The sequence below is a fragment of the Parapedobacter sp. GCM10030251 genome, assembly GCF_042666505.1.
Lineage (GTDB): Bacteria > Bacteroidota > Bacteroidia > Sphingobacteriales > Sphingobacteriaceae > Parapedobacter.
Genome location: NZ_JBHTDN010000002.1, coordinates 537,230 through 557,480 on the forward strand (window position 1 = coordinate 537,230; position 20,251 = coordinate 557,480).

A 20,251-nucleotide genomic window follows, 5' to 3' on the forward strand; every position below is an offset into this window, starting at 1 on the left:
TGTTTTGTTAATTATACGTAGTACATTTGGAATTTAGGATATCATTGGTTTTACCAACAACATATCCACAAATTTACCGTCTTAACATCTACTTAAAATTCCTATAGTCCGTTTTTTTTGTCCATTCATCCGAATCTGAAGTCGGACTGCAGCCCAAGTTTTCAGGAATAGGGAAAAAAGGGTTTCGTTGCGGCCGATTAGTTTTGCTTCCCATATGAAAACGAACGCACCGATTATTTTGTTGGTTTGGGGGCTTCTTTGGTCCGCCTGCACGACAACAGGCCAACGCGCTCCGCAAGGTTTTACATACCACGTCGAAATCCGCCCGGACACCAACGGGCAACTCGCACCGGCTTATTACGTCAACTTGGATATTCCTGCATCACATGATTTAAACCAGAAAAACTGGAAGCTTTATTTTAACTCGTATAAAAATCCGCAGATTGACAGTACCGATGTTGGCAAGTTTACGATTACCCACGTCAATGGAGATTTAAACTACATTGAACCGACCGCCGTTTTCCATATGGATCGTAATCGGCTGCGCATCCCGATCAGACAGGCCCGACTGCGGAACATTTCCGATTTCCCGACCGGATTCTACCTGGTCTACAACGATCAACCGGACCAATACTTCCCGTTCACCAACGAAGACCCAGCGTATGACCGCCTGGTGGTGCCCGAGAACGCATTAGCAGAAGAAATCTACGAACGCAACGAGTGGTTGTCACCGCTAGCGACCCCGGATTTGGAAAACCAGCTATTACCCTCCCCAAGGGCTGCGAAGTCCAACGGACAGGCGTTTACGCTTTCCGACGGTTCATTGATCGTTGCCGATAATCCCTTTGCGGGACAGGCAGCCTATTTGGCGGATGAACTAAAAAAATATACCCAGCTCGGCGTCCGCTTGGTTAATGACCCGAACAAAGCGGGCATTAAATTGAGGTTTTGGAACCTTGAAGAAGAAGCCTATCAACTACGCATCGGAAACACGGGTATTGAGATCAATGCGGGCTCAGCTTCCGGCATGTTCTACGGCATTCAAACATTGAAAAGGCTGATTCTTGATCACTACCGCGATGGAGAATGCGTTCTCCCGGGCATCGAAGTTGACGACGGACCCCGCTTCAAGCATCGGTCGCTCATGCTCGATGTCGCACGTAACTTTCTACCGAAAGAAAAGCTATTGCAGGTATTGGATAGGATGTCGGCCTACAAAATCAATGTCCTGCATCTCCATTTCAACGACGACGAAGGTTGGCGTATTGCCATTCCAGGATTGCCGGAATTAACCGCTTTCGGCGGATACAGGGGTCATACCGACGTTCCAGGCGATCACCTCCCTCCATCGCACGGTTCGGGACCCGACTCGGCCTCAACACGGGGCAGCGGGTTTTACAGCCGGAAAGATTTTGTCGAGATACTGTCCTATGCGAAAGATCGGTTTATTACCGTTATTCCGGAGATTGAAACCCCGGGGCATGCGCGTGCTGCCATCAAATCGATGGAACACCGATACCATCGGTACGCACAGTCGGATCCTAACAAAGCAACCGAATACCTGCTTAGCGACCTTCAAGACCGCTCGGAATACCGTACGGTCCAAGGGTGGCGCGACGATGCCATTAACCCTGCACTGGAATCTACCTACCATTTTATTGAGAAGGTGATCACCGAATTAGCCCTCATGTACCAAGATGCCGGAGCCGAGTTAAAGCTCGTCCATATGGGGGGTGACGAAGTACCCGCCGGCGTATGGGAGCGGTCTGCGGCCGTGCAGCACCTCCTCCGCGAAAACGATTCTTTTAAAACAGCCGATGATCTCTGGGAATACTTCTACAATCGGGTAGGCGGAATTCTGGCCAAAAAGGATATCCGCATGCAGGGATGGGAAGAAATCGGAATGAGACGGGTGGATGTAAACGGCCGGAAAAAGATGGAGATCGTTCCGGAACTTCGGAAAAACGGATACCTGCTCGATGTATGGAACAATGTATACGGGACAGGTGCCGAAGATTTGGCCTATCGGCTGGCCAATCAAGGCTTTGATATCGTGCTGTCCAATGTGACCCATATGTATCTCGATTTGGCTTCGACAAGAAGCTTTTACGAGCCGGGGATGTACTGGGGCGGATATGTCAACCCCGAAAAAATCTTTTCCTTCATGCCGGAAAATTATTACCGTACGTTTCTACGTGACGACACCGATCGACCTATTGACACTGCGTCATTGCATGACAAAGCCAGGCTGAACACACAAGGAAAGAAACATATTTATGGATTGCAATGCGCGCTATGGTCCGAAACCCTCATTCACGAAAGTAATTTTGATTACATGCTGTATCCCAAACTGATCGCTTTCGCCGAACGTGCGTGGGCGCCACAGCCGAAATGGACAACAGCGCCGGATGCAATCTTCGAGAAGCAGTACCGCGAGGCATGGCAGCGATTCAACACCCTACTGTGGAACAACGAACTGCCGCGATTTGATCGGTATTGGAGCGATGTTCACTACCGGATACCTGCGCCGGGAATCAAAATAGATAGCAACCAGGTTTTGGTAAACACAGAGTCCCAGGCATTGGTCGTACGCTATACCTTGAATGGAGGCGTACCTTCAAACGCCGATGCGGAAGTCAAAGGCCCGTTGACCGAAAAAGGCGTCTATCGATTCAAGGCATTTCACAGAAAAACAGGCCGGTCCAGCAGGGCGATGACCGTCAGTTATCGCTGACGTTTTGGATTTCGTGGGCAATGGCATCTACCATTCCTCCCTGTTCTTTATCCAACGTCAGCTCCCAAAACATGATACCTCCCAGCTTTTTGCGAAGTGCATATCTGGTCTTTGCTTTGACGGAGCGAATATTATCGCCTGTAGCGTACTGACGGGTTCCGGCGTTGTACCAATAGGGGGCTTCCGCCTGCTCATCGTAAAAGTATTTCCACCCTTTTTCCGCTGTCAGTTCGGTTTCATACCGCTTAAAATCAAATCCGCGGGTATGCTCACCGGTTTGATAGCGACCATTGTCCGTAGGGGCAACGTGTTGCCAAACCCGGGTATAAAATGCCGCACCGATAACCAATTTTTCAGCCGGTACTCCCTTGTCCAATAGGTATGAAACCGCCCGGTCGGTCGATTCTTCGCCGACGCGCACGCCATAAATCGGTGTATGGTGACCGGTGACCGTTGCATAGCCATTTACCAAATCATAACTCATAATATTTACCCGATCAACCAACGGCATCACCTTTTCCCAGTCGATCGAATGATCGAGAAATTTCTGAAATCCACCCGCAGCAAAACTCAATTCGTTTGTATTGCCAAGCACCGTTCGCAATTCGACCACCAACTCGGTAAAATTTTTTCGGTCCTCTGGCTTGTAAGGATGTTCCGGAAACCCTTCAATTGCGGGGTATTCCCAATCTAGATCAATGCCATCGGTACCGAAATAATCATTAATTTCTTTAACCGATTGTGCAAACCGTGCCCTGCCCGCTGGGGTTGAAAACACACCGGAACACGGCTCGCAGCCACCCCAACCTCCTAACGAAAGCATGATTTTCAAATTTGGATGTTCTTTTTTCAGTCCTACCAAATGTTTGATCGTGGCTGTATCTCGCGCGTTGGTAATATGAAAACGGCCGTCTCTAAGATGGCCAAAACTGAAAATGATGTGGCTCAATTTATCGACCGGATAACGGTTTATGACTTGGTCGTTGCCCGTGTAGTAGGCAATAACCGAAAAATCCTGACGCTGTTGGGCAATTCCCGTAGTACTGCTTAAAGCCAGAATGGCAACAGCCCATAATACTGGTCTTTTTATACGAATCATATCCGACAATTTAACATTTTTTAACGTCACTATTGGCATATTAGTTGTATGTTTGCACAAACTTCGACCGTTTAAGAGAGGTTTTTTTCTTGCAACTTCAGAAGCGAAAGCAATATGCATATAGCTCATCATGAGATAACGATTTTGGTTTGTTTTAATTAGGTAGGAAGACGCCGGTTGCCTCCCCGGCAATCGGCCCTTCTATGTTCACCGTTAGATAGACCTGGTTTTTTTGGCAAGCCACTGCCGCTCTTCTTCGTTCAAATGCGGAGCCAGCTTCTGGTAAACCCTCACATGATATTGATTCAGCCAGTCAATGTGCTTTAGATCCAGCAACGCTTTATCCACAAGATCGGTATCGATGTAACCCAAAGTCAACGTCTCAAATGCCAGAAAGCGGCCGAACACCGTGTCTTGAATTTCGATCGTGAGGACCAAGTTTTCAATCCGGATGCCATAATTCCCTTCTCGATACACACCCGGTTCAATCGAAGTTATCGTTCCCGGCGCAATCCCGATATCCACCGCTGCGGTGTTAAAAACATGCGGCCCCTCGTGTACGTTCAGGAAGAAACCTACGCCGTGTCCCGTACCATGGCCGTAATTCCGGAAGTGATCCCAAAGAGGTTTGCGCGTAATCGCATCCACCTGGTATCCCCGCGTACCGCTTGGAAACACGACTGTACTCCCCTCAATCATTCCTTTGAGCACCAGTGTATAATCCGTCCGTTGCGCTTCTGTAATGTTCCCCAGCGATATCACCCGGGTGATATCCGTGGTGCCGGTAGTGTATTGTCCACCCGAGTCCACCAAGAGCAACCCTTCAGATTGCAGGGTACTGCTGCTAATCGGTGTGGCCTTGTAATGAGGTAGTGCGCCATGCGCTCGGTAGGCGGCAATGGTATCAAAGCTTTCACCCACAAAGTCCGCTTGCTCCGCCCGGAATCGGCGCAGTTGTTCAGCCAAGGAGATTTCCGTGATCGGCTCCCTGCCCAAAGTTTCTTCCAACCATTTAAAAAACCGGGTCAGTGCCACACCGTCCTTCACCATGGTATTCCGCGTATGGTCTATTTCTACCGGATTTTTGATGGCTTTAAAATACGTCGTTGGATTCGTTTGCTCAACGATCGAAGCCGACGGCGCTGCGGCCCGGTAAAGCGAAAAACAGGTGCGTTTCGGATCCATAAGCAACGAAGTCCCTTCCTCCAGATGCGTCAAGGCGCGCCTGGCCTCGGCATAGTCGGCCAATTCCACGCCTGCATCAGCCAAACGTCTCCGGTCTTCCGTTTGAAGCTTCTGTCGGTCGATAAACAGAATGGCTTTTTCGACCGTGACGAGTCCGAATCCCAATACAACCGGGTTACAGGCTACATCACTACCCCGAATATTGAACAGCCATGCCAAATCGTCCAGTGACGAAATAAAATGCGCATCTACCCGGTTTTTTTTCATTTCTTCGCGCAACCGCTGAAGCTTCGCACGGGTCGATTCTCCGGTAAGAGTTTCGTCTAGCACGTAAGCGGGCGCGGTGGGAAGGGCGGGTCGGTTCTCCCACACGGGAGTGAGCAGATCCACGGATCCACGCACATCTGCACGTAAAGGCCCCAACTTGTTAATAAGCACTTTCGCCAAAGACACCGAGGTTAGCTCACCGTCAAAGGCAACCACCGCATTTTCCGGCAGCTTTCCTGCCAGCCAATCGGCATACTCAGGAGCATGTTGTACCTGGAGTTTGACCAACGCAAAACCGCTCCCTTCCAGTTGTTCCTCGGCTTGCACGAAATAGCGGGAGTCCGTCCACAATCCTGCAAAATCTTGAGTGATAGCCAATGTACCCGCAGATCCGGTAAATCCCGACGTCCAAGCTATGCACTTATAACGGTCGGGCAGGTATTCGCTCATATGTGGATCAGACGAAGGAATGATATACGCATCGATATGTTGTTGTTTCATGAGGCTGCGAATAGCAGCCAGTTTTTGTGCATGGTCCATTGCGTCTACGTTTTGAGTGATGCAAGTTACAAAACTTTCCGGCATGTGAATGCCCGCCTTCTGAACACGCGATCATTAAAATGTTACGTCGCCGGAGGAAACATTCTTATTGACTGCGCGTTATTATACTATGAATGTTTTTCTATGGGCGCTGATTTCCGCGCCGCTCATCCAACAAGATTCTATCGAAAAAAAACTGCTCGACTACAAATGCAACAAAGAAATACCTTCGGTGATCGAACGACAGACATTGATTGCATTGTCGCATTATCCGGAATTGAAAAATACCAGAATTCGATTTATATTCACCCGAAAACTCAAGCGGTCGGTCATGGCTGCTCGACCGATGATTTCATCTTTGTTAAAGAAGCGGGAAAAGCGTACCTATGACGTATTGATTAATCCGGTTTTTAAACTTGAACACAGCTTTGAAACCATCCGTCAGATTCCAGACAGCGTAATGATCGGATGGATTGGCCATGAACTCGGTCACATCATGGACTATGAGAACAAGAGTACGTGGGGAATCCTGGGCTTTGGTATTTCGTACGGTTTTTCAAAAAAGTTCATCCGTAAGGCCGAGCGTATCGCAGATCGGTTTGCTGTTGAGCGCGGATTGGGCGAGCACCTGGTAGCAACCAAGTCGTTTATTTTGGATCATACAGAATTGCCGCTGGCCTACCAGGAGAAAATTGCGGCCCTTTATTTGTCGCCCGACGACATTGTAGAACTCGTGGCCGAACTCGAAACCGAGGAAGATGAAAACAAAAAGGAAAAACGATTGCTGAAAGAAGAAAATGTCATCCACGAAGCCGAGTCGGAGTTGAATGAGGGGCAAGCTCCGGCTTCCTAGCCGAGGGTTTTGACGAAAGCTTCAAACTCTTCAAAATCTTCCGCTTTCATCACGCGGGGTATTTTTGTCTGTCCGCCCATCTTTTTAGTGGTTTTGCTCCATTGATAAAAATAATCTACCGGAATCACCTCCATTTTTACGTCCTTCAACGCCTTGTTCCGCGCTACCCGATAGTTTTTATTGCTGGCTTCCAATTCGCGATCCAAAAACGACACTGCATCTGCGGTATCCAGCGCCCCCTCCGTGCCAAGATACCATTTATTGATGTAGTCTGCGCCGTCACGTACCGCCGCCACGGTAAATTCCAGTACCTCGACCCCAAATCGCTCGGCCAGTTTTTTGATGGCGGTGTTCATCTGATGCACGGACAGCTGCTCGCCTACCACGTTTAAAAAGTGTTTCGTGCGTCCCGTAATGATGATCTCCGCCCGTTCGACGTCGGTGAACATGACCGTGTCACCGATCATGTATCGCCATGCACCCGCCACGGTGGAAATAAGCAACACATATTGAACATGAGGTTGCACTTCTCCAATCGTCAGCACTTCAGCATCCTGCCGCACCCGACCGTATTCGTCCATATTATCTTCAACAAAAGGGACGAACTCAAAGAATACCCCATTGTCTACAATCAGCGCCATGGATTGCGTGTCCGGCCGTTTCTGGGTCGCTAAATAGCCTTCGGAAGCAAGGTAGGTATCAATGTATGTAAGTGGTTTGCCCAGTAGTGATTCAAAACTTTTTTTATAGGGTTCAAAAGCGACACCACCGGAGGTATACACCTGTAGATTGGGCCAGATATCATGGATGGTATTCGCCTTATTGTAACGGATAATTTCCTTCAGCAGCAATTCCGACCATGAGGGTATACCGGTCATGCTTCCTATATCCCATTTTGGTGCATATTTGGCAATCTTGCGTACACGCTCATCCCAATTTCGTGTAGCGGCAATACGAGCACCCGGTTTGTAATAACGTCTGAACCAAAAAGGAATGTTAGCCGCACTGATGCCGCTGATTTCTCCTTCAAGAAATTCGCCGTTGGCGGTCAATGCGGTGCTACTGCCCAGCATCATGATTTGTTTTCCAAAGAAATCGCCCGGCAAGTCGAAATTCCTGAGACTCATAATCTGTTGGATACCTGACCGCTTGATGGCATCCAGCATATCGTTCGTTACCGGGATTGCTTTGCTGTTCGTGGTGGTCCCACTGCTCAAGGCAAAATAACGCTGCCCTCCTGGCCAAGTTACATTCTGATGCCCCTTATGTAAATAATGCCACCATTCCGCATACAATTTATCATAATCATAAATAGGCACAGCGCGTTGAAAAGACTGTACCGGATCCGCATCGGCAAGCACAGCCTCAAAATGATAGTTTTTCCCGAATGCCGTATGCTTTGCCTTTTCCAACAATTCGAGTAACACCCTTCGTTGTGCTTTTGCTGGCTGCGGATCTCCACTGATATACCCGGTTACGTCGATTGTTCGTTTGATTATTTCGCCAATGATCGCCATTTTGGTCTTCTATTTGTTGTGAGACAACAGCCCAATCGCTTTTTTGTTGACTGCAATCTTTTGGGAACTTTGGTTAAATTCGCCACCGAAAACCATTTGGATATGCAGAAGTTATTTTCGTTTTTATTGTTCCTGTCGTTTTTGGCTCATCATACAAACGCTCAGCCATTAACGCAAAAGATTGCCTCGGCTTTCCGTACATTTGAGTCGCACGAGAGCCTTGCGAATGGGATGGCGTCGCTCGTCGTTCTCAACGCCGCCTCCGGCCAGGTGATTTTTGCTAAAAACGAGAAACTAGGTTTGATACCCGCTTCTACGCTCAAGACCGTTACCTCAACGGCTGCATATCACGTATTAGGAGCTGATTTTACATTTGAGACCACCCTGTTGTATACAGGGGAGGTGGATGCTTCAGGTACGCTGAACGGCGATATCGTCATCCGCGGAACCGGAGATCCTTCATTGGGCAGCGACCGATTTCCGCAAACGGCGGATACCGCTGTGCTGTCGGCCTGGATCAAAGCAATTCAAGCTGCTGGCATCCGAAGAATTGACGGCGGGATTGTGGCAGACGATCGCGTGTATAATGGACAAACTGCCCCGCGGGGATGGACCTGGCAGGATATGGGTAACTACTATGGCGCAGGCGTGTCTGCACTCAACTGGCGCGAAAATTCCGTGGGAGTGGATTTCGTGCCGGGAGCTACGCCGGGCACACCCACCCGCATTGCGGGCTCCACCGCCGATATCAGCTACCTGCAATTGGTTAATGAAACGATTACCGGTGGAAGAGGCACAGGCGACCGAGTGTACGCCTTTTCGGCGCCTTATTCTTCGCGGATTTACCTCCGTGGATCCTACGGCATTGATCTGAAAAAGACGGTTTACCTGTCCCTACCCGACGGGGCTTATGATGCAGCTCATCAGCTGCATAACGCTTTAGCACAAGCTGGGATTACGCAAACCCATACGCCCACCACCACACATCTTTTGTTGTTGGCGGGCAGCGAAGTTCCAAGTGGCGGCACCATTCTGCATACTCACACGTCGCCAACACTCGGCGAATTGATTTACTGGTTCAACCAGAAAAGCATCAACTTATATGGCGAAGCGCTGTTGAAAGCCATCGCTTACCGATTGGAGGGCAAAACCGACACACGCGATGCCGCAGAACTGCTCCAAAAATTCTGGATGGACAAAACCGGTATTCCTGAGGGAGAGCTTCGGATTATGGATGGCAGCGGCCTCTCGCCCGAAAACCGTGTGACTACCAACGTATTGGCCCGTATTCTTTTGGCGGCAAAAAAAGAGCCATGGTTTGCCAGCTTTTTTGAGAGCCTTCCGGTGTATAATGGCATGAAAATGAAAAGCGGAACCATCGGGGGTGTGCTGGGTTATGTAGGCTATCAAACCAGCGGGGATGGAACCCCTCTTGTGTTCGCCCTATTGGCAAACAATTACAAAGGGACGGCAACGCCGATGCGGCAACGGATGTTCCGGTTGCTGGACCATTTGAAGTGATGCAGCCCCACTTGCCCCCGTTTCAGGGCTGCATTAAATTCAGGATTCCAAGGTAGGCTTCTCTGTTCCAAGCATGAACCCCATCTTTATTACCGGATAAAGCCAAAAAAATCACCAAAAAGTCCTATCTTGCCCAACCTAACGAAATTTTCCCTTTTATACAGCAGATTACTATGCGGTTAACACCTGATCCGTATTCGCTTTGTACTGGCTTCGCCATGATAGCATGGTTATTTTATAATAAATCCATAATGATTCCATAAAATACGGTAGAATAATGGCCTTATTATGGAGTCATTATGGACTCATTATGGACTCATCTCGAAGATAACCCTAAAATGGTACGGACAAAAATCAAAGGAATGGAATGGATGGGGTGGGAATGAGTGGTGGCGTAAAGTTACAACCTTCGGGCAACAATTCCAATAGCAGATGTTAAACTTTTGCGATCAAAAAAAGTACCTTTGCACCGAATGGCTACTGAAAAACCAATGCAAAACATGAATAAAACAAATCGTAAACAAGATGCTTTGGACTACCATGCAAATGGAAGACCCGGTAAAATTGCTGTTATCCCCACAAAACCCACACATTCACAACGAGATTTATCATTAGCCTATTCTCCAGGTGTGGCCGAGCCTTGCCTCCGGATTGCGGACAATACGGAAGACGTATATAAATACACCGCAAAGGGCAACCTCGTAGCGGTGATCAGTAACGGCACCGCGGTACTGGGATTGGGAGACATCGGCCCAGAAGCAGGTAAACCGGTAATGGAAGGCAAAGGATTGCTATTTAAGATATTTGCTGACATCGACGTATTTGACATCGAGTTGAACACAAAAGATGTCGACGAATTCGTCCGCATTGTCAAGTGCCTGGAGCCCACCTTTGGCGGTGTCAACCTCGAAGACATAAAAGCGCCTGAATGCTTTGAGATTGAGCGTAGGCTCAAAGAAGAACTGAACATTCCGGTCATGCATGATGACCAGCATGGCACGGCCATCATTTCGGGTGCCGCGCTTATTAACGCTTGCGCATTGCAAAAGAAAAAGCTTGAAAAAGTTAAGATTGTGGTTAATGGCGCAGGTGCCGCAGCCATCTCCTGTACACGGATGTATATCGCACTGGGTGCTCGCAAGGAAAATATCATTATGTTGGATAGCAAAGGTTGCATCCGACATGACCGCGCCAACCTTGATCCGACCAAAGCCGAGTTCGCCACGACGCAAACCGTCGATTCGTTGGAAGAGGCATTAAAGGGTGCCGATGTGTTCATCGGTCTTTCCATTGCAGACGTGGTGACACCGGAAATGTTGAAGAGCATGGCAAAAAACCCGATTGTATTTGCCATGGCAAACCCGAATCCCGAAATTTCCTATCCCTTGGCCATTGAGACCCGCAAAGACGTCATTATGGCGACGGGGCGATCCGACTACCCGAATCAGGTGAACAATGTGCTGGGGTTCCCTTACATTTTCCGTGGGGCGCTGGATGTCCGGGCAACGGTCATCAATGAGGACATGAAAATTGCCGCGGTAAAAGCACTTGCTGAACTGGCGAAGAAACCTGTTCCGGAAGCAGTTAACCAAGCCTACGATACACACAACTTGAAATTTGGCCCAGAGTACATCATTCCGAAGCCTACGGATCCGCGGTTGATTACCGAGGTCTCGCTTGCCGTTGCCAAAGCCGCCATGGATTCCGGCGTCGCACGGAAAGCAATTCCGGATTGGGATAAATACGCGGAAATCCTGCGCCAACGCCTTGGACAGGATGACCGGATTATGCGGAACCTGACGGAAGCGGCCAAACGCGATCCCAAACGGGTGGTGTTTGCCGAAGCCGACAATTACAAAACACTTCGTGCCGCACAAATCGTAAAAGAAGAAGGCATAGCCATCCCCATCTTGCTGGGCAATAAAAAGAAAATCCAGCATCTGATCGATGAAAACCTGCTGGAATTGGACCAAGTGGAAATCATCGACCCCTTGGAAGAAAAAGGAAGTCCCCGATTCCTCAAATACGTCGACTTTCTGTATACCAAGCGACAACGTCGGGGCATGTCTTACCTCGACGCGCAAAAGGCGATGCTCGACCGCAATTATTTCGGGGCAAGCATGGTTCAATTCGGCGAGGCCGACACCCTTATTTCCGGACTGACCAAAAATTATGCAACGACGATCCGGCCTGCCTTACACGTGATCGGATCCCAACCGGGTAGCCGCGTTGCCGGTATGTACATGATGCTTACGCCCAAAGGCCCGGTATTTTTCGGGGATACCACCGTCAATGCCAATCCTTCCGTTGATGAGCTGGTGGACATTACGCTATTATTGCATGAGGCGGTTAAAAAGATGAACATTGTTCCCCGTATTGCGCTTCTCTCCTATTCCAACTTCGGCTCAAACGACGGAGAAGTCCCCATAAAAGCGCGCGAAGCGGCACGCTTGCTTCATGAGCGGCATCCGGAAATCATCGTAGACGGAGAGATGCAGGCAAATTTTGCAATGAACAGTGATCTATTGGCTGCTAATTTTCCATTCAGCTCACTGAATGGAAGTCCCGCGAACACCTTGGTATTCCCCAATCTGGAATCGGGCAATATTGCTTACAAATTGCTTCAGGAAATCGGCAATGCAGAAGCCGTGGGTCCAATTTTGTTAGGGATGGACAAGCCGGTACATGTACTCCAGTTGGATAGCTCGGTGCGCGAAATTGTTAACATGGTCACCATTGCCGTGGTTGATGTACAATCGAGGGCGCCGCTAACCCACAAAAAGAAATAAATCGGCTATGTACGCATACTTAAATGGCAGATTGGCTTATAAAGCCCCTACCCATGTGGTGATTGATGTGAGTGGCGTGGGCTATCATGTCCACATTTCGCTTCATACTTACTCGCAAATCAAAGACCGCGAGCAGTGCAAACTATACATCAGCTTTCAGGTGCGTGAGGATGCACATACGTTATTTGGCTTCGCAGATGAAGGTGAACGTCAGTTATTTGAGCACTTAATCTCCGTGTCGGGAATCGGCCCCAACACGGGGCGAATGATCCTTTCTTCCATCACACCGGAGGAAATTCAATCGGCCATTATTCAAGGAAATGTGCCACTTATTCAACGGATCAAGGGAATTGGGCCCAAAACCGCCCAGCGCATGGTGCTTGAATTGCAAGACAAGCTCAAAAAACAAGGCCCCGATGTATGGGTAGCGTCGCCTACGCGGCAAAGCGTTCCCGAAGAAGCACTCAGCGCGCTGGTGATGCTCGGATTTGCACGTGCGCAGGCAGAAAAGGTACTGACCGGCATCATTCGAACTGCGCCCGACTTAACGGTAGAGGCGCTCATCAAGGAGGCCTTAAAAAAGCTTTAATGCGCCTTGGGTGTTGTTTCAGAATTTTGACTAACTTGGCGGCGTAAAATAAAACATCTAAAAACATTTACCACTTGGACAAGACGTTCTCGCTACGCTTTTGTTTGTCTTTGTTGCTTTTCGCGGTAACCGTGATAAGCAATACGTATGCACAGACCCGTGCTGACTCGCTCCGAAGAGATAGCTTGAAACTCAAATATCCGCTTAAAGACCTCCCTTTTCTCAATTTATACCAAAAAAGGAACGCTTTTGACCTCGGACTGCCTTCCAATATCGACCGGGAAGTGATCTTTGATCCGCTGACCCGGCAGTACATCATCCGCGAGAAATTGGGAAGCCGATTATATCGACCTCCCCAATACCTCACCATCGATGAATACCAAGCCTATGAGAGCAATTTGCTCAAACGCAACTATTGGCGGGAACTTTCAGACCAACAGTTGACGAACTACCGACAGGACCGGCTGATCCCGACCATTTATGTCCAAAGCGAGGCGTTTGAAAAGATTTTTGGCGGAAACACCATTGATATCATCCCCCGTGGAAGCGCGGACATCAGCATCATGGCGCAGCATAACAAGAACGCGAACCCGATGTTCAACGAACGGCAACGCAGGCAGTGGGGTTTTGATTTTGACCAGCGCATCCAGATGAATATGACGGGGCAAATCGGCGACCGGTTGAAGTTAACCACCAATTACAACACCGAGGCGCAATTTGATTTTGAAAATCAGATCCGGCTCGATTACACCGGAAAAGACGATGACATCATCAAGCGGATTGAATTGGGTAATGTGAGTATGCCCCTCAATACCACCCTGATCAATGGAACGCAGGCACTATTCGGCCTTAAGACACAATTGCAATTCGGAAAACTGAATGTGACGGGGATTTTTTCACAACAACGCTCCCAACAACGTGAAATAACCATTAAAAACGGTGCGCAGGAAAGCGAATTCGCCCTTAAGGCCGATGAATACGAAGACAATCAGCACTATTTCCTCGCCCAATATTTCCGCGAAAACTTCAACCGGGCGATGGCCATTGCACCGGTTCTTACCACGGATGTAAACATCACGCAGATTGAGGTGTGGGTCAGTAACCGGAGCAATTCGGTGGATGACTCGCGGGATGTATTGGCGTTGATGGATTTAGGTGAGTATCGACCTTACAATACGACCTTAATTGCGCAAGGAAACACCCGGTATCCGTCAACCGGTATACCGGGTGAACCGGCACAATGGTACGCCAACAACCTCTTGCAGGTGCTTCCCGAAAATGCCCGCCTTACGCAGTCGAATGGCGCCCAAAGTTTCTTTCAGGCCTCGGGCGGCAATGACAACTATGCGAAGCTCACCTATGCCCGGAAGCTCCGCGAGGGCACGGAATATACCGTAAACAGGCGGCTGGGGTTCATCTCCCTTAACATGCCGCTTAATAACGACCAAGTATTGGCAGTAGCCTATCGGTATACCGCAGGTGGGCGGGAGTATCAGGTAGGTGAGTTTTCGACGGATGTTCCCGTAACGCCCTCTCAGCCCCGGATGTTGGTTGCGAAGTTGCTGAAAAACGAAATCCTGAAAACCAACCTCCCGATCTGGGATCTGATGATGAAAAACATCTACTCGATCGGCGCATATGGCGTAGGACAAAACAACTTCCGGTTCAATATTTTCCGCATCGAAGACGAAAGCGGCGTTGAGCGGCCCGCCATGTACGAAGGGCAGAATACCCAAAATAAACTATGGATTCAACTTACGGGGCTGGATCGATTGAATCCTCAAAACGCCCGGCAGCCGGATGGTTTTTTTGATTTCTTACCCGGCATTACGATCGATCCCGAACGCGGGCGCATCATGTTTCCTTTAATTGAGCCATTCGGAAGCGATCTAGCCACCCAATTTATGTCAGGTGCCGAGCAAGCGCTGATTGATAAATATACCTACCAAGCGCTGTATGACTCGACCAAGGTGATTGCTCAGCAGTTTTTCCCCAATCAAAACCGCTACCTGATTAAGGGTTCTTATGAATCGGAAGTGGGCACCGAGTTTCAACTGGGCGCCATCAATATACCGCGCGGATCGGTCCAGGTATTTGCCGGTCCGGCTCCTCTTCAGGAGGGGGTGGATTTCATGGTCGATTACGACATCGGCCGGGTCCGCATTCTTAACCAGGCATTGTTGCAATCCGGACAACCCATCCGCATTAAGATGGAGAATAACCAGTTATTCGGTCTTCAGCAACGCACCATGCTGGGTGGAAGACTCGATTACCTGGTGAATGAAAAGCTTCAGTTGGGCGGTACGATCATGAACCTTACGGAGCGACCGCTTACGCAGAAAGTTAACATCGGTGAAGAACCCATATCCAATACGATGTGGGGATTAGATCTTACGTACAATTCTCCCTCCCGCTGGCTAACGCGGATGGTCGACAAAATTCCTTTTCTGGATACCAAAGAACCGTCATCCATCTCGTTCTATGGCGAATTTGCCCAATTGTTGCCTGGTCATCCGCGCGCACTCAACTTCGCGGGTACCCGCAGCGGCATCACGTACATTGACGATTTCGAAAACAGCCGCTCATTCATTGACATCAAGGGTGCCTATAACTGGCAACTATCCGGTACGCCGCAGCTGTTTCCCGAATCTCAATTGATGGACGACCTGGAATATGGGTTTAACCGGGCCCGACTGGCATTTTATAACATCGATCCCATTTTTTATCGGAACATCAACCTCACGCCGAGTAACATCAACAGCACAGAGCTTTCCGACCACCGCGTTCGTGAGGTGCTCGAGCAGGAAGTATTCCCTTTCCGTGAATCGACCACAGGCTTACCGATCTTCCTATCTACCTTAGATTTGGCCTTCTATCCCACGATACGCGGCCCGTACAATTATACCCGAACCGGCGTCAATCCGGACGGCACCTTAGCCAACCCCCGCAGCCGTTGGGGAGGTATGTTCCGTAAGATCGATGCACCCGATTTTGAAGCGCAGAATATCGAGTTCATCGAAATATGGATGATGGACCCGTTTTTGACCAATCCGGGTTCACAAGGTGGCGATCTGTATTTTAACTTGGGGAACATTTCGGAAGATATCCTGAAAGATGGACGGAAAGCCATGGAAAACGGCATGTCCCCATCCGGTGATCTCTCGCAAATCGATGAAACCAATTGGGGCCGGGTTCCGCGGAAACAGCCGGTGATCCAAGCATTCGACAACGATCCGGTTGCACGTGCGCGTCAGGATATTGGATTGGATGGGCTAAATGATGTCGATGAACGCGGCTTCCATGGTGATTTTCTAAGCCAAATGCAAGGACTGCTAAATCCTTCGGCTGCACAGGAGCTGGGCAACGATCCCTCGGGCGACAACTTCCAGTATTTCCGGGGTCCGGAACTCGACAACCAAAATGCCGGCATCCTCAAACGTTATGAACGGTTCAATGGGCCGGAAGGAAATTCCAAAACACCCGAACAGTCCGTAGGCGTAGAAACATCGGCTTCGACCCTTCTTCCCGATGGAGAAGACATCAACCGGGACAACAACATGAACGAGGCCGAGGAATACTATCAATACCGGATTTCGTTGCGCCCTCAAGACATGCAAGTTGGTCAGAATTACATTTCGGACATGCATACGGCCGATGTGGAATTACGCGATGGCCGTAAAGCGCAAGTAAAATGGTATCAATTCCGCATTCCCCTCTCACAATACCAGGAACGTGTAGGCGACATCCGTGATTTCAAATCCATCCGATTCATTCGGACGTTTATGACCAACTTTTCGGATACCGCCGTTGTCAGGCTCGCCCAGATGCAATTGGTGCGCGGCGAATGGCGCCGGTATAATTCCGAGAACAACAATGCCAAGGTCATTGCGGATCCGGCGATGGGCAACGTACCGCTGGATAATTCGACCGTGGAGGTCGCCGCCGTAAATATCGAGCAGAATGGCAATCGCCAACCGATTCCGTATGTAGTGCCTCCGGGAATTGAGCGCCAACTGGATTGGGGAAATCTGAATAACAACGTCCAGCTCAACGAACAATCGTTATCCCTCGATGTGAAAAACCTACGCGATGGGTATGGTCGGGCGGCTTATCGTACGGCAACCAACGACTTCCGGGCCTACGGGCGACTGGAAATGTTCATCCATGCAGAGGGCCTGTATCTGCAGGATGGGGATTTCAGGGCTTTCATCCGTGTAGGAACGGACGATCAATATAATTACTATCAGTACGACATCCCACTTAAGATTACGCAGCCAGGTACGAGAGACGCAGAATTGATCTGGCCCCAGGAAAACCGGATGAATATCCGTATCAGCATTTTCCAGCAAGCTAAGGAAGCCCGTAACCGGGCGACCCGCGACGGCCAACCCTGGCCCATCAACGAGCCGTTTACCTTCTTTGATGGCGAAAACCGAGTGACGATCGTGGGCCAACCGGATATCAGCAAAGTGCGCTTTTATATGCTGGGGGTAATGAACCCGCTACGGGATAGCGAGGTAGCCAATCCCAACGACGACGGATTGGACAAATCGGGTCTGTTCTGGTTCAACGAAATGCGGCTTACCGATTTTGACGACAAGGGCGGATGGGCGGTCACGGCACGCATGAACGCACAACTGGCCGACTTTGCCAATGTAACCGTTTCGGGAAGTAAAAGCACCGTCGGCTTTGGCTCCATCGAACAGCGTATCGGTGAGCGAAGCCGCAGCGACGATTTGTACCTGGACCTGGTTACCAATGCGGAGCTGGGCAAATTCTTCCCCGCAGACTACGGATTGCGGATTCCGCTGTTTTTCAGTTACACCCGCCAGGTAGGTACACCCGAATACAACCCACTTGTGCCCGATATTGAGCTGAACAGTGCGTTGGCGAACCTGTCGCGCAACCAACGCGATTCGCTGCTCCGCGTGACGCAGGACTTCACCATACGCCGGAGTTTAAACCTGACGAACGTGCGAAAGATACGCACCAACATTGAAAAGCCGGTACGTCCGTGGGATATCGAAAACTTCAGTGCCACGTATGCATACTCGCAAAACTACCACCGCGACTACCTTACCGAAGTTTCGCTCCAAAAAAATTACCGGGCGGCACTTGACTATACATTTGCCAGCAGTGATGACCTCGTATTCGAGCCTTTCAAGAAATTTATTAAAAATAAGCACTTGGGTATTCTCAGCGATTTCAACTTCAACCTCATGCCCTCGCTGCTCAATTTCCGTATCGATGTAAACCGCATTTATAACGAGAATACACTGAGGGAAAACAATTCGGCTGATAATTTCCTTCCCAGCATGGGTACGTTGTATAACAAGAATTTCACCATGAATCGCATTTATGGCATTAGTTGGAACCTCTCCAAATCCTTAAAGCTGGATTTCAATGCCACGAATTATGCTATCGTCGATGAACCGGATGGACGTATGAACGGCCTGAAACGGGATACGCTCTGGGAAAACTTCTGGCGATTGGGGCGCACGACGGACTATAACCACATGATGAACATTACCTATACCGTGCCTATTCATAAGCTTCCGGGTCTGGATTGGGTAAATCTGGATGCGCGCTATGGCACGCAATTCAACTGGCAGACCGAGCCCCTACTATCGATGCAGAGCCGGGATATCAACTTGGGCAACAGCATCCAGAACTCACGCACCATTCAGGTGAACCCTACCCTGAACATGGCCGGATTATACAATAAATTCGGTTTCATCCGCAACAATACGGGGCTGGATGCCTCTGGTCCGGCGGCCTTTTTTACGGGACTGCTCACCAGCATCAAGAATGTCAATGCGGCTTATACACGGGTGCAAAACACCTTCCTACCTGGATATACGCCCGGTACCAACGTTCTCGGGTATGACTTTGACCACAATGCACCGGGATGGGGCTTCCTTTTCGGTAGCCAACGGGATATCCGTGAGCGTGCAGCCCGCAATGGGTGGATCACTACCGATACGCTACAAACGCAGCTTTATATGACATCGCTAACGGAGGATCTATCTGTGCGTGCCATCCTGGAACCTTTCCGTGATTTGAACATCGAACTGACTGCGGTAAAGCTGAACAACCAAAATTATACGACGTCATTTCAATATTCAGGACAAACGGAGGATTTTGAAAGCCTGACTCCCGTAACGACCGGTAATTACAGCATTTCATACCTAGCGATTGGTACATCCTTTAAAGATCACGAGGCGCTATTCCGTACATTTGAACGCAACCGGCAAACCGTTTCCCAGCGATTGGGCCGGTTAAATCCCAATTCGTCGGGACAAACGGGCGGCTTCGCAGACGGATACGATCAGACGGCACAGGATGTCGTGGTGAATTCGTTCCTCGCTGCCTACCGCGGGAAGGATGCCGAACGCATTAAACTGGGAAGTTTTCCGAATATTCCGATTCCGAACTGGAATGTTACTTACAACGGACTGAACAAGATTCCATTATTCAGCGAATTCCTCACGTCACTTACCCTGCGCCATGGATACAATACACGATACTCCATCAATGGCTATAATTCGCTGATTCGGTACATGGAAACGAATGGGTTTCCTTCGGAACGGGACGCTAACGAAAATTTCCTTCCGGAATTCCAGTTTCAGCAGGTTTCCATTTTCGAACAGTTTGCTCCGTTACTCGGTTTTGATGCCCGTTTCAAGAACAACCTGACTGCGAATGCGGAGTATCGGCGGGCACGTACGCTGAACCTGAGCCTGCAAAACAGCCAGCTGGCTATGCTCAGCGACCAGTCGTTCGTGTTCGGTGCGGGCTACCGGGCGACCGGATTCCGGATGCCATTTGGATGGTTCAGTAATTTCAAAATGAACAACGATCTAAATTTCCGATTGGATGTATCGCTGAATGACCTCAAGACACTTGTTTACCGTTCGGACATCAACGAATCAGAAGTATCGGCCGGCAATAAGAGTATTTCCTATCGCCCTTCCGTAGATTACGTCATTAACCAGCGGTTCAACATCCGCTTATTCTTCGACAGTAATTCGGTCAGGCCGTATACTTCACAGACCTTTGCGACCTCGTACGCTAACTTTGGATTTAATTTAAGGTTGATGTTGCAGTAATAGGCGGTTAACGCAGTAGACAGTTAGAAAGTCCAACGGACGGTAACG

The 20,251-nt window shown here is 49.4% G+C and carries 9 protein-coding genes; 6 read left to right on the top strand and 3 right to left on the bottom strand.

The features are described 5' to 3' along the window. Nucleotides 1-214: 214 nt before the first annotated feature. A complete protein-coding gene (locus ACFQRK_RS08080; RefSeq protein ID WP_379005399.1) occupies nucleotides 215-2,734 on the top strand; it encodes a family 20 glycosylhydrolase in 2,520 nt (839 codons plus the stop codon). Here ACFQRK_RS08080 and ACFQRK_RS08085 read toward each other — a convergent pair. Both ACFQRK_RS08085 and ACFQRK_RS08090 read right to left on the bottom strand, forming a co-directional pair. Then, complete coding sequence (locus ACFQRK_RS08085) at nucleotides 2,721-3,833, bottom strand: glycoside hydrolase family 18 protein (RefSeq protein WP_379005401.1); 1,113 nt, start codon at nucleotides 3,831-3,833, stop codon at nucleotides 2,721-2,723. The two genes, ACFQRK_RS08080 and ACFQRK_RS08085, sit on opposite strands and share 14 nt — an antisense overlap. Before the next feature lie 213 nt (nucleotides 3,834-4,046). Further along, the gene (locus tag ACFQRK_RS08090) at nucleotides 4,047-5,825 is read right to left on the bottom strand and encodes an aminopeptidase P family protein (protein WP_379005403.1); all 1,779 of its coding nucleotides are present in this window, start codon (nucleotides 5,823-5,825) and stop codon (nucleotides 4,047-4,049) included. Between the two features lie 130 nt (nucleotides 5,826-5,955). Here ACFQRK_RS08090 and ACFQRK_RS08095 point away from each other — a divergent pair, with 130 nt between their 5' ends. After that, nucleotides 5,956-6,678, top strand: a complete 723-nt coding sequence (locus tag ACFQRK_RS08095; RefSeq protein WP_379005405.1) for a hypothetical protein — start codon at nucleotides 5,956-5,958, stop codon at nucleotides 6,676-6,678. Here ACFQRK_RS08095 and ACFQRK_RS08100 read toward each other — a convergent pair. Beyond that, nucleotides 6,675-8,195, bottom strand: a complete 1,521-nt coding sequence (locus ACFQRK_RS08100) for a GH3 auxin-responsive promoter family protein (RefSeq protein WP_379005407.1) — start codon at nucleotides 8,193-8,195, stop codon at nucleotides 6,675-6,677. The two genes, ACFQRK_RS08095 and ACFQRK_RS08100, sit on opposite strands and share 4 nt — an antisense overlap. A gap of 102 nt (nucleotides 8,196-8,297) precedes the next feature. Here ACFQRK_RS08100 and dacB point away from each other — a divergent pair, with 102 nt between their 5' ends. From dacB to sprA, 4 genes are all read left to right on the top strand, one after another. Continuing rightward, entirely contained in the window at nucleotides 8,298-9,716 is a 1,419-nt protein-coding gene (gene dacB / locus ACFQRK_RS08105) for a D-alanyl-D-alanine carboxypeptidase/D-alanyl-D-alanine-endopeptidase (protein WP_379005409.1), read from the top strand. A gap of 500 nt (nucleotides 9,717-10,216) precedes the next feature. Next, nucleotides 10,217-12,505: an NADP-dependent malic enzyme gene (locus tag ACFQRK_RS08110; protein ID WP_379005411.1), complete on the top strand. Its 2,289-nt coding sequence runs from the start codon at nucleotides 10,217-10,219 to the stop codon at nucleotides 12,503-12,505. Nucleotides 12,506-12,512: 7 nt separating this feature from the next. After that, on the top strand, nucleotides 12,513-13,094 hold the full coding sequence (gene ruvA / locus ACFQRK_RS08115) for a Holliday junction branch migration protein RuvA (protein ID WP_379005412.1): 582 nt from the start codon (nucleotides 12,513-12,515) through the stop codon (nucleotides 13,092-13,094). Between the two features lie 74 nt (nucleotides 13,095-13,168). Beyond that, complete coding sequence (sprA, locus tag ACFQRK_RS08120) at nucleotides 13,169-20,203, top strand: cell surface protein SprA (protein ID WP_379005414.1); 7,035 nt, start codon at nucleotides 13,169-13,171, stop codon at nucleotides 20,201-20,203. Nucleotides 20,204-20,251: the final 48 nt, after the last annotated feature.

What these genes read in the sequence shown, in the direction of transcription:
- ACFQRK_RS08080 (WP_379005399.1), top strand. Translation starts at nt 215, where the DNA reads ATGAAAACGAACGCACCGATTATTTTGTTGGTTTGGGGGCTTCTTTGG.
- ACFQRK_RS08085 (WP_379005401.1), bottom strand. Translation starts at nt 3,833, where the DNA reads ATGATTCGTATAAAAAGACCAGTATTATGGGCTGTTGCCATTCTGGCT.
- ACFQRK_RS08090 (WP_379005403.1), bottom strand. Translation starts at nt 5,825, where the DNA reads ATGGACCATGCACAAAAACTGGCTGCTATTCGCAGCCTCATGAAACAA.
- ACFQRK_RS08095 (WP_379005405.1), top strand. Translation starts at nt 5,956, where the DNA reads ATGAATGTTTTTCTATGGGCGCTGATTTCCGCGCCGCTCATCCAACAA.
- ACFQRK_RS08100 (WP_379005407.1), bottom strand. Translation starts at nt 8,195, where the DNA reads ATGGCGATCATTGGCGAAATAATCAAACGAACAATCGACGTAACCGGG.
- dacB (WP_379005409.1), top strand. Translation starts at nt 8,298, where the DNA reads ATGCAGAAGTTATTTTCGTTTTTATTGTTCCTGTCGTTTTTGGCTCAT.
- ACFQRK_RS08110 (WP_379005411.1), top strand. Translation starts at nt 10,217, where the DNA reads ATGAATAAAACAAATCGTAAACAAGATGCTTTGGACTACCATGCAAAT.
- ruvA (WP_379005412.1), top strand. Translation starts at nt 12,513, where the DNA reads ATGTACGCATACTTAAATGGCAGATTGGCTTATAAAGCCCCTACCCAT.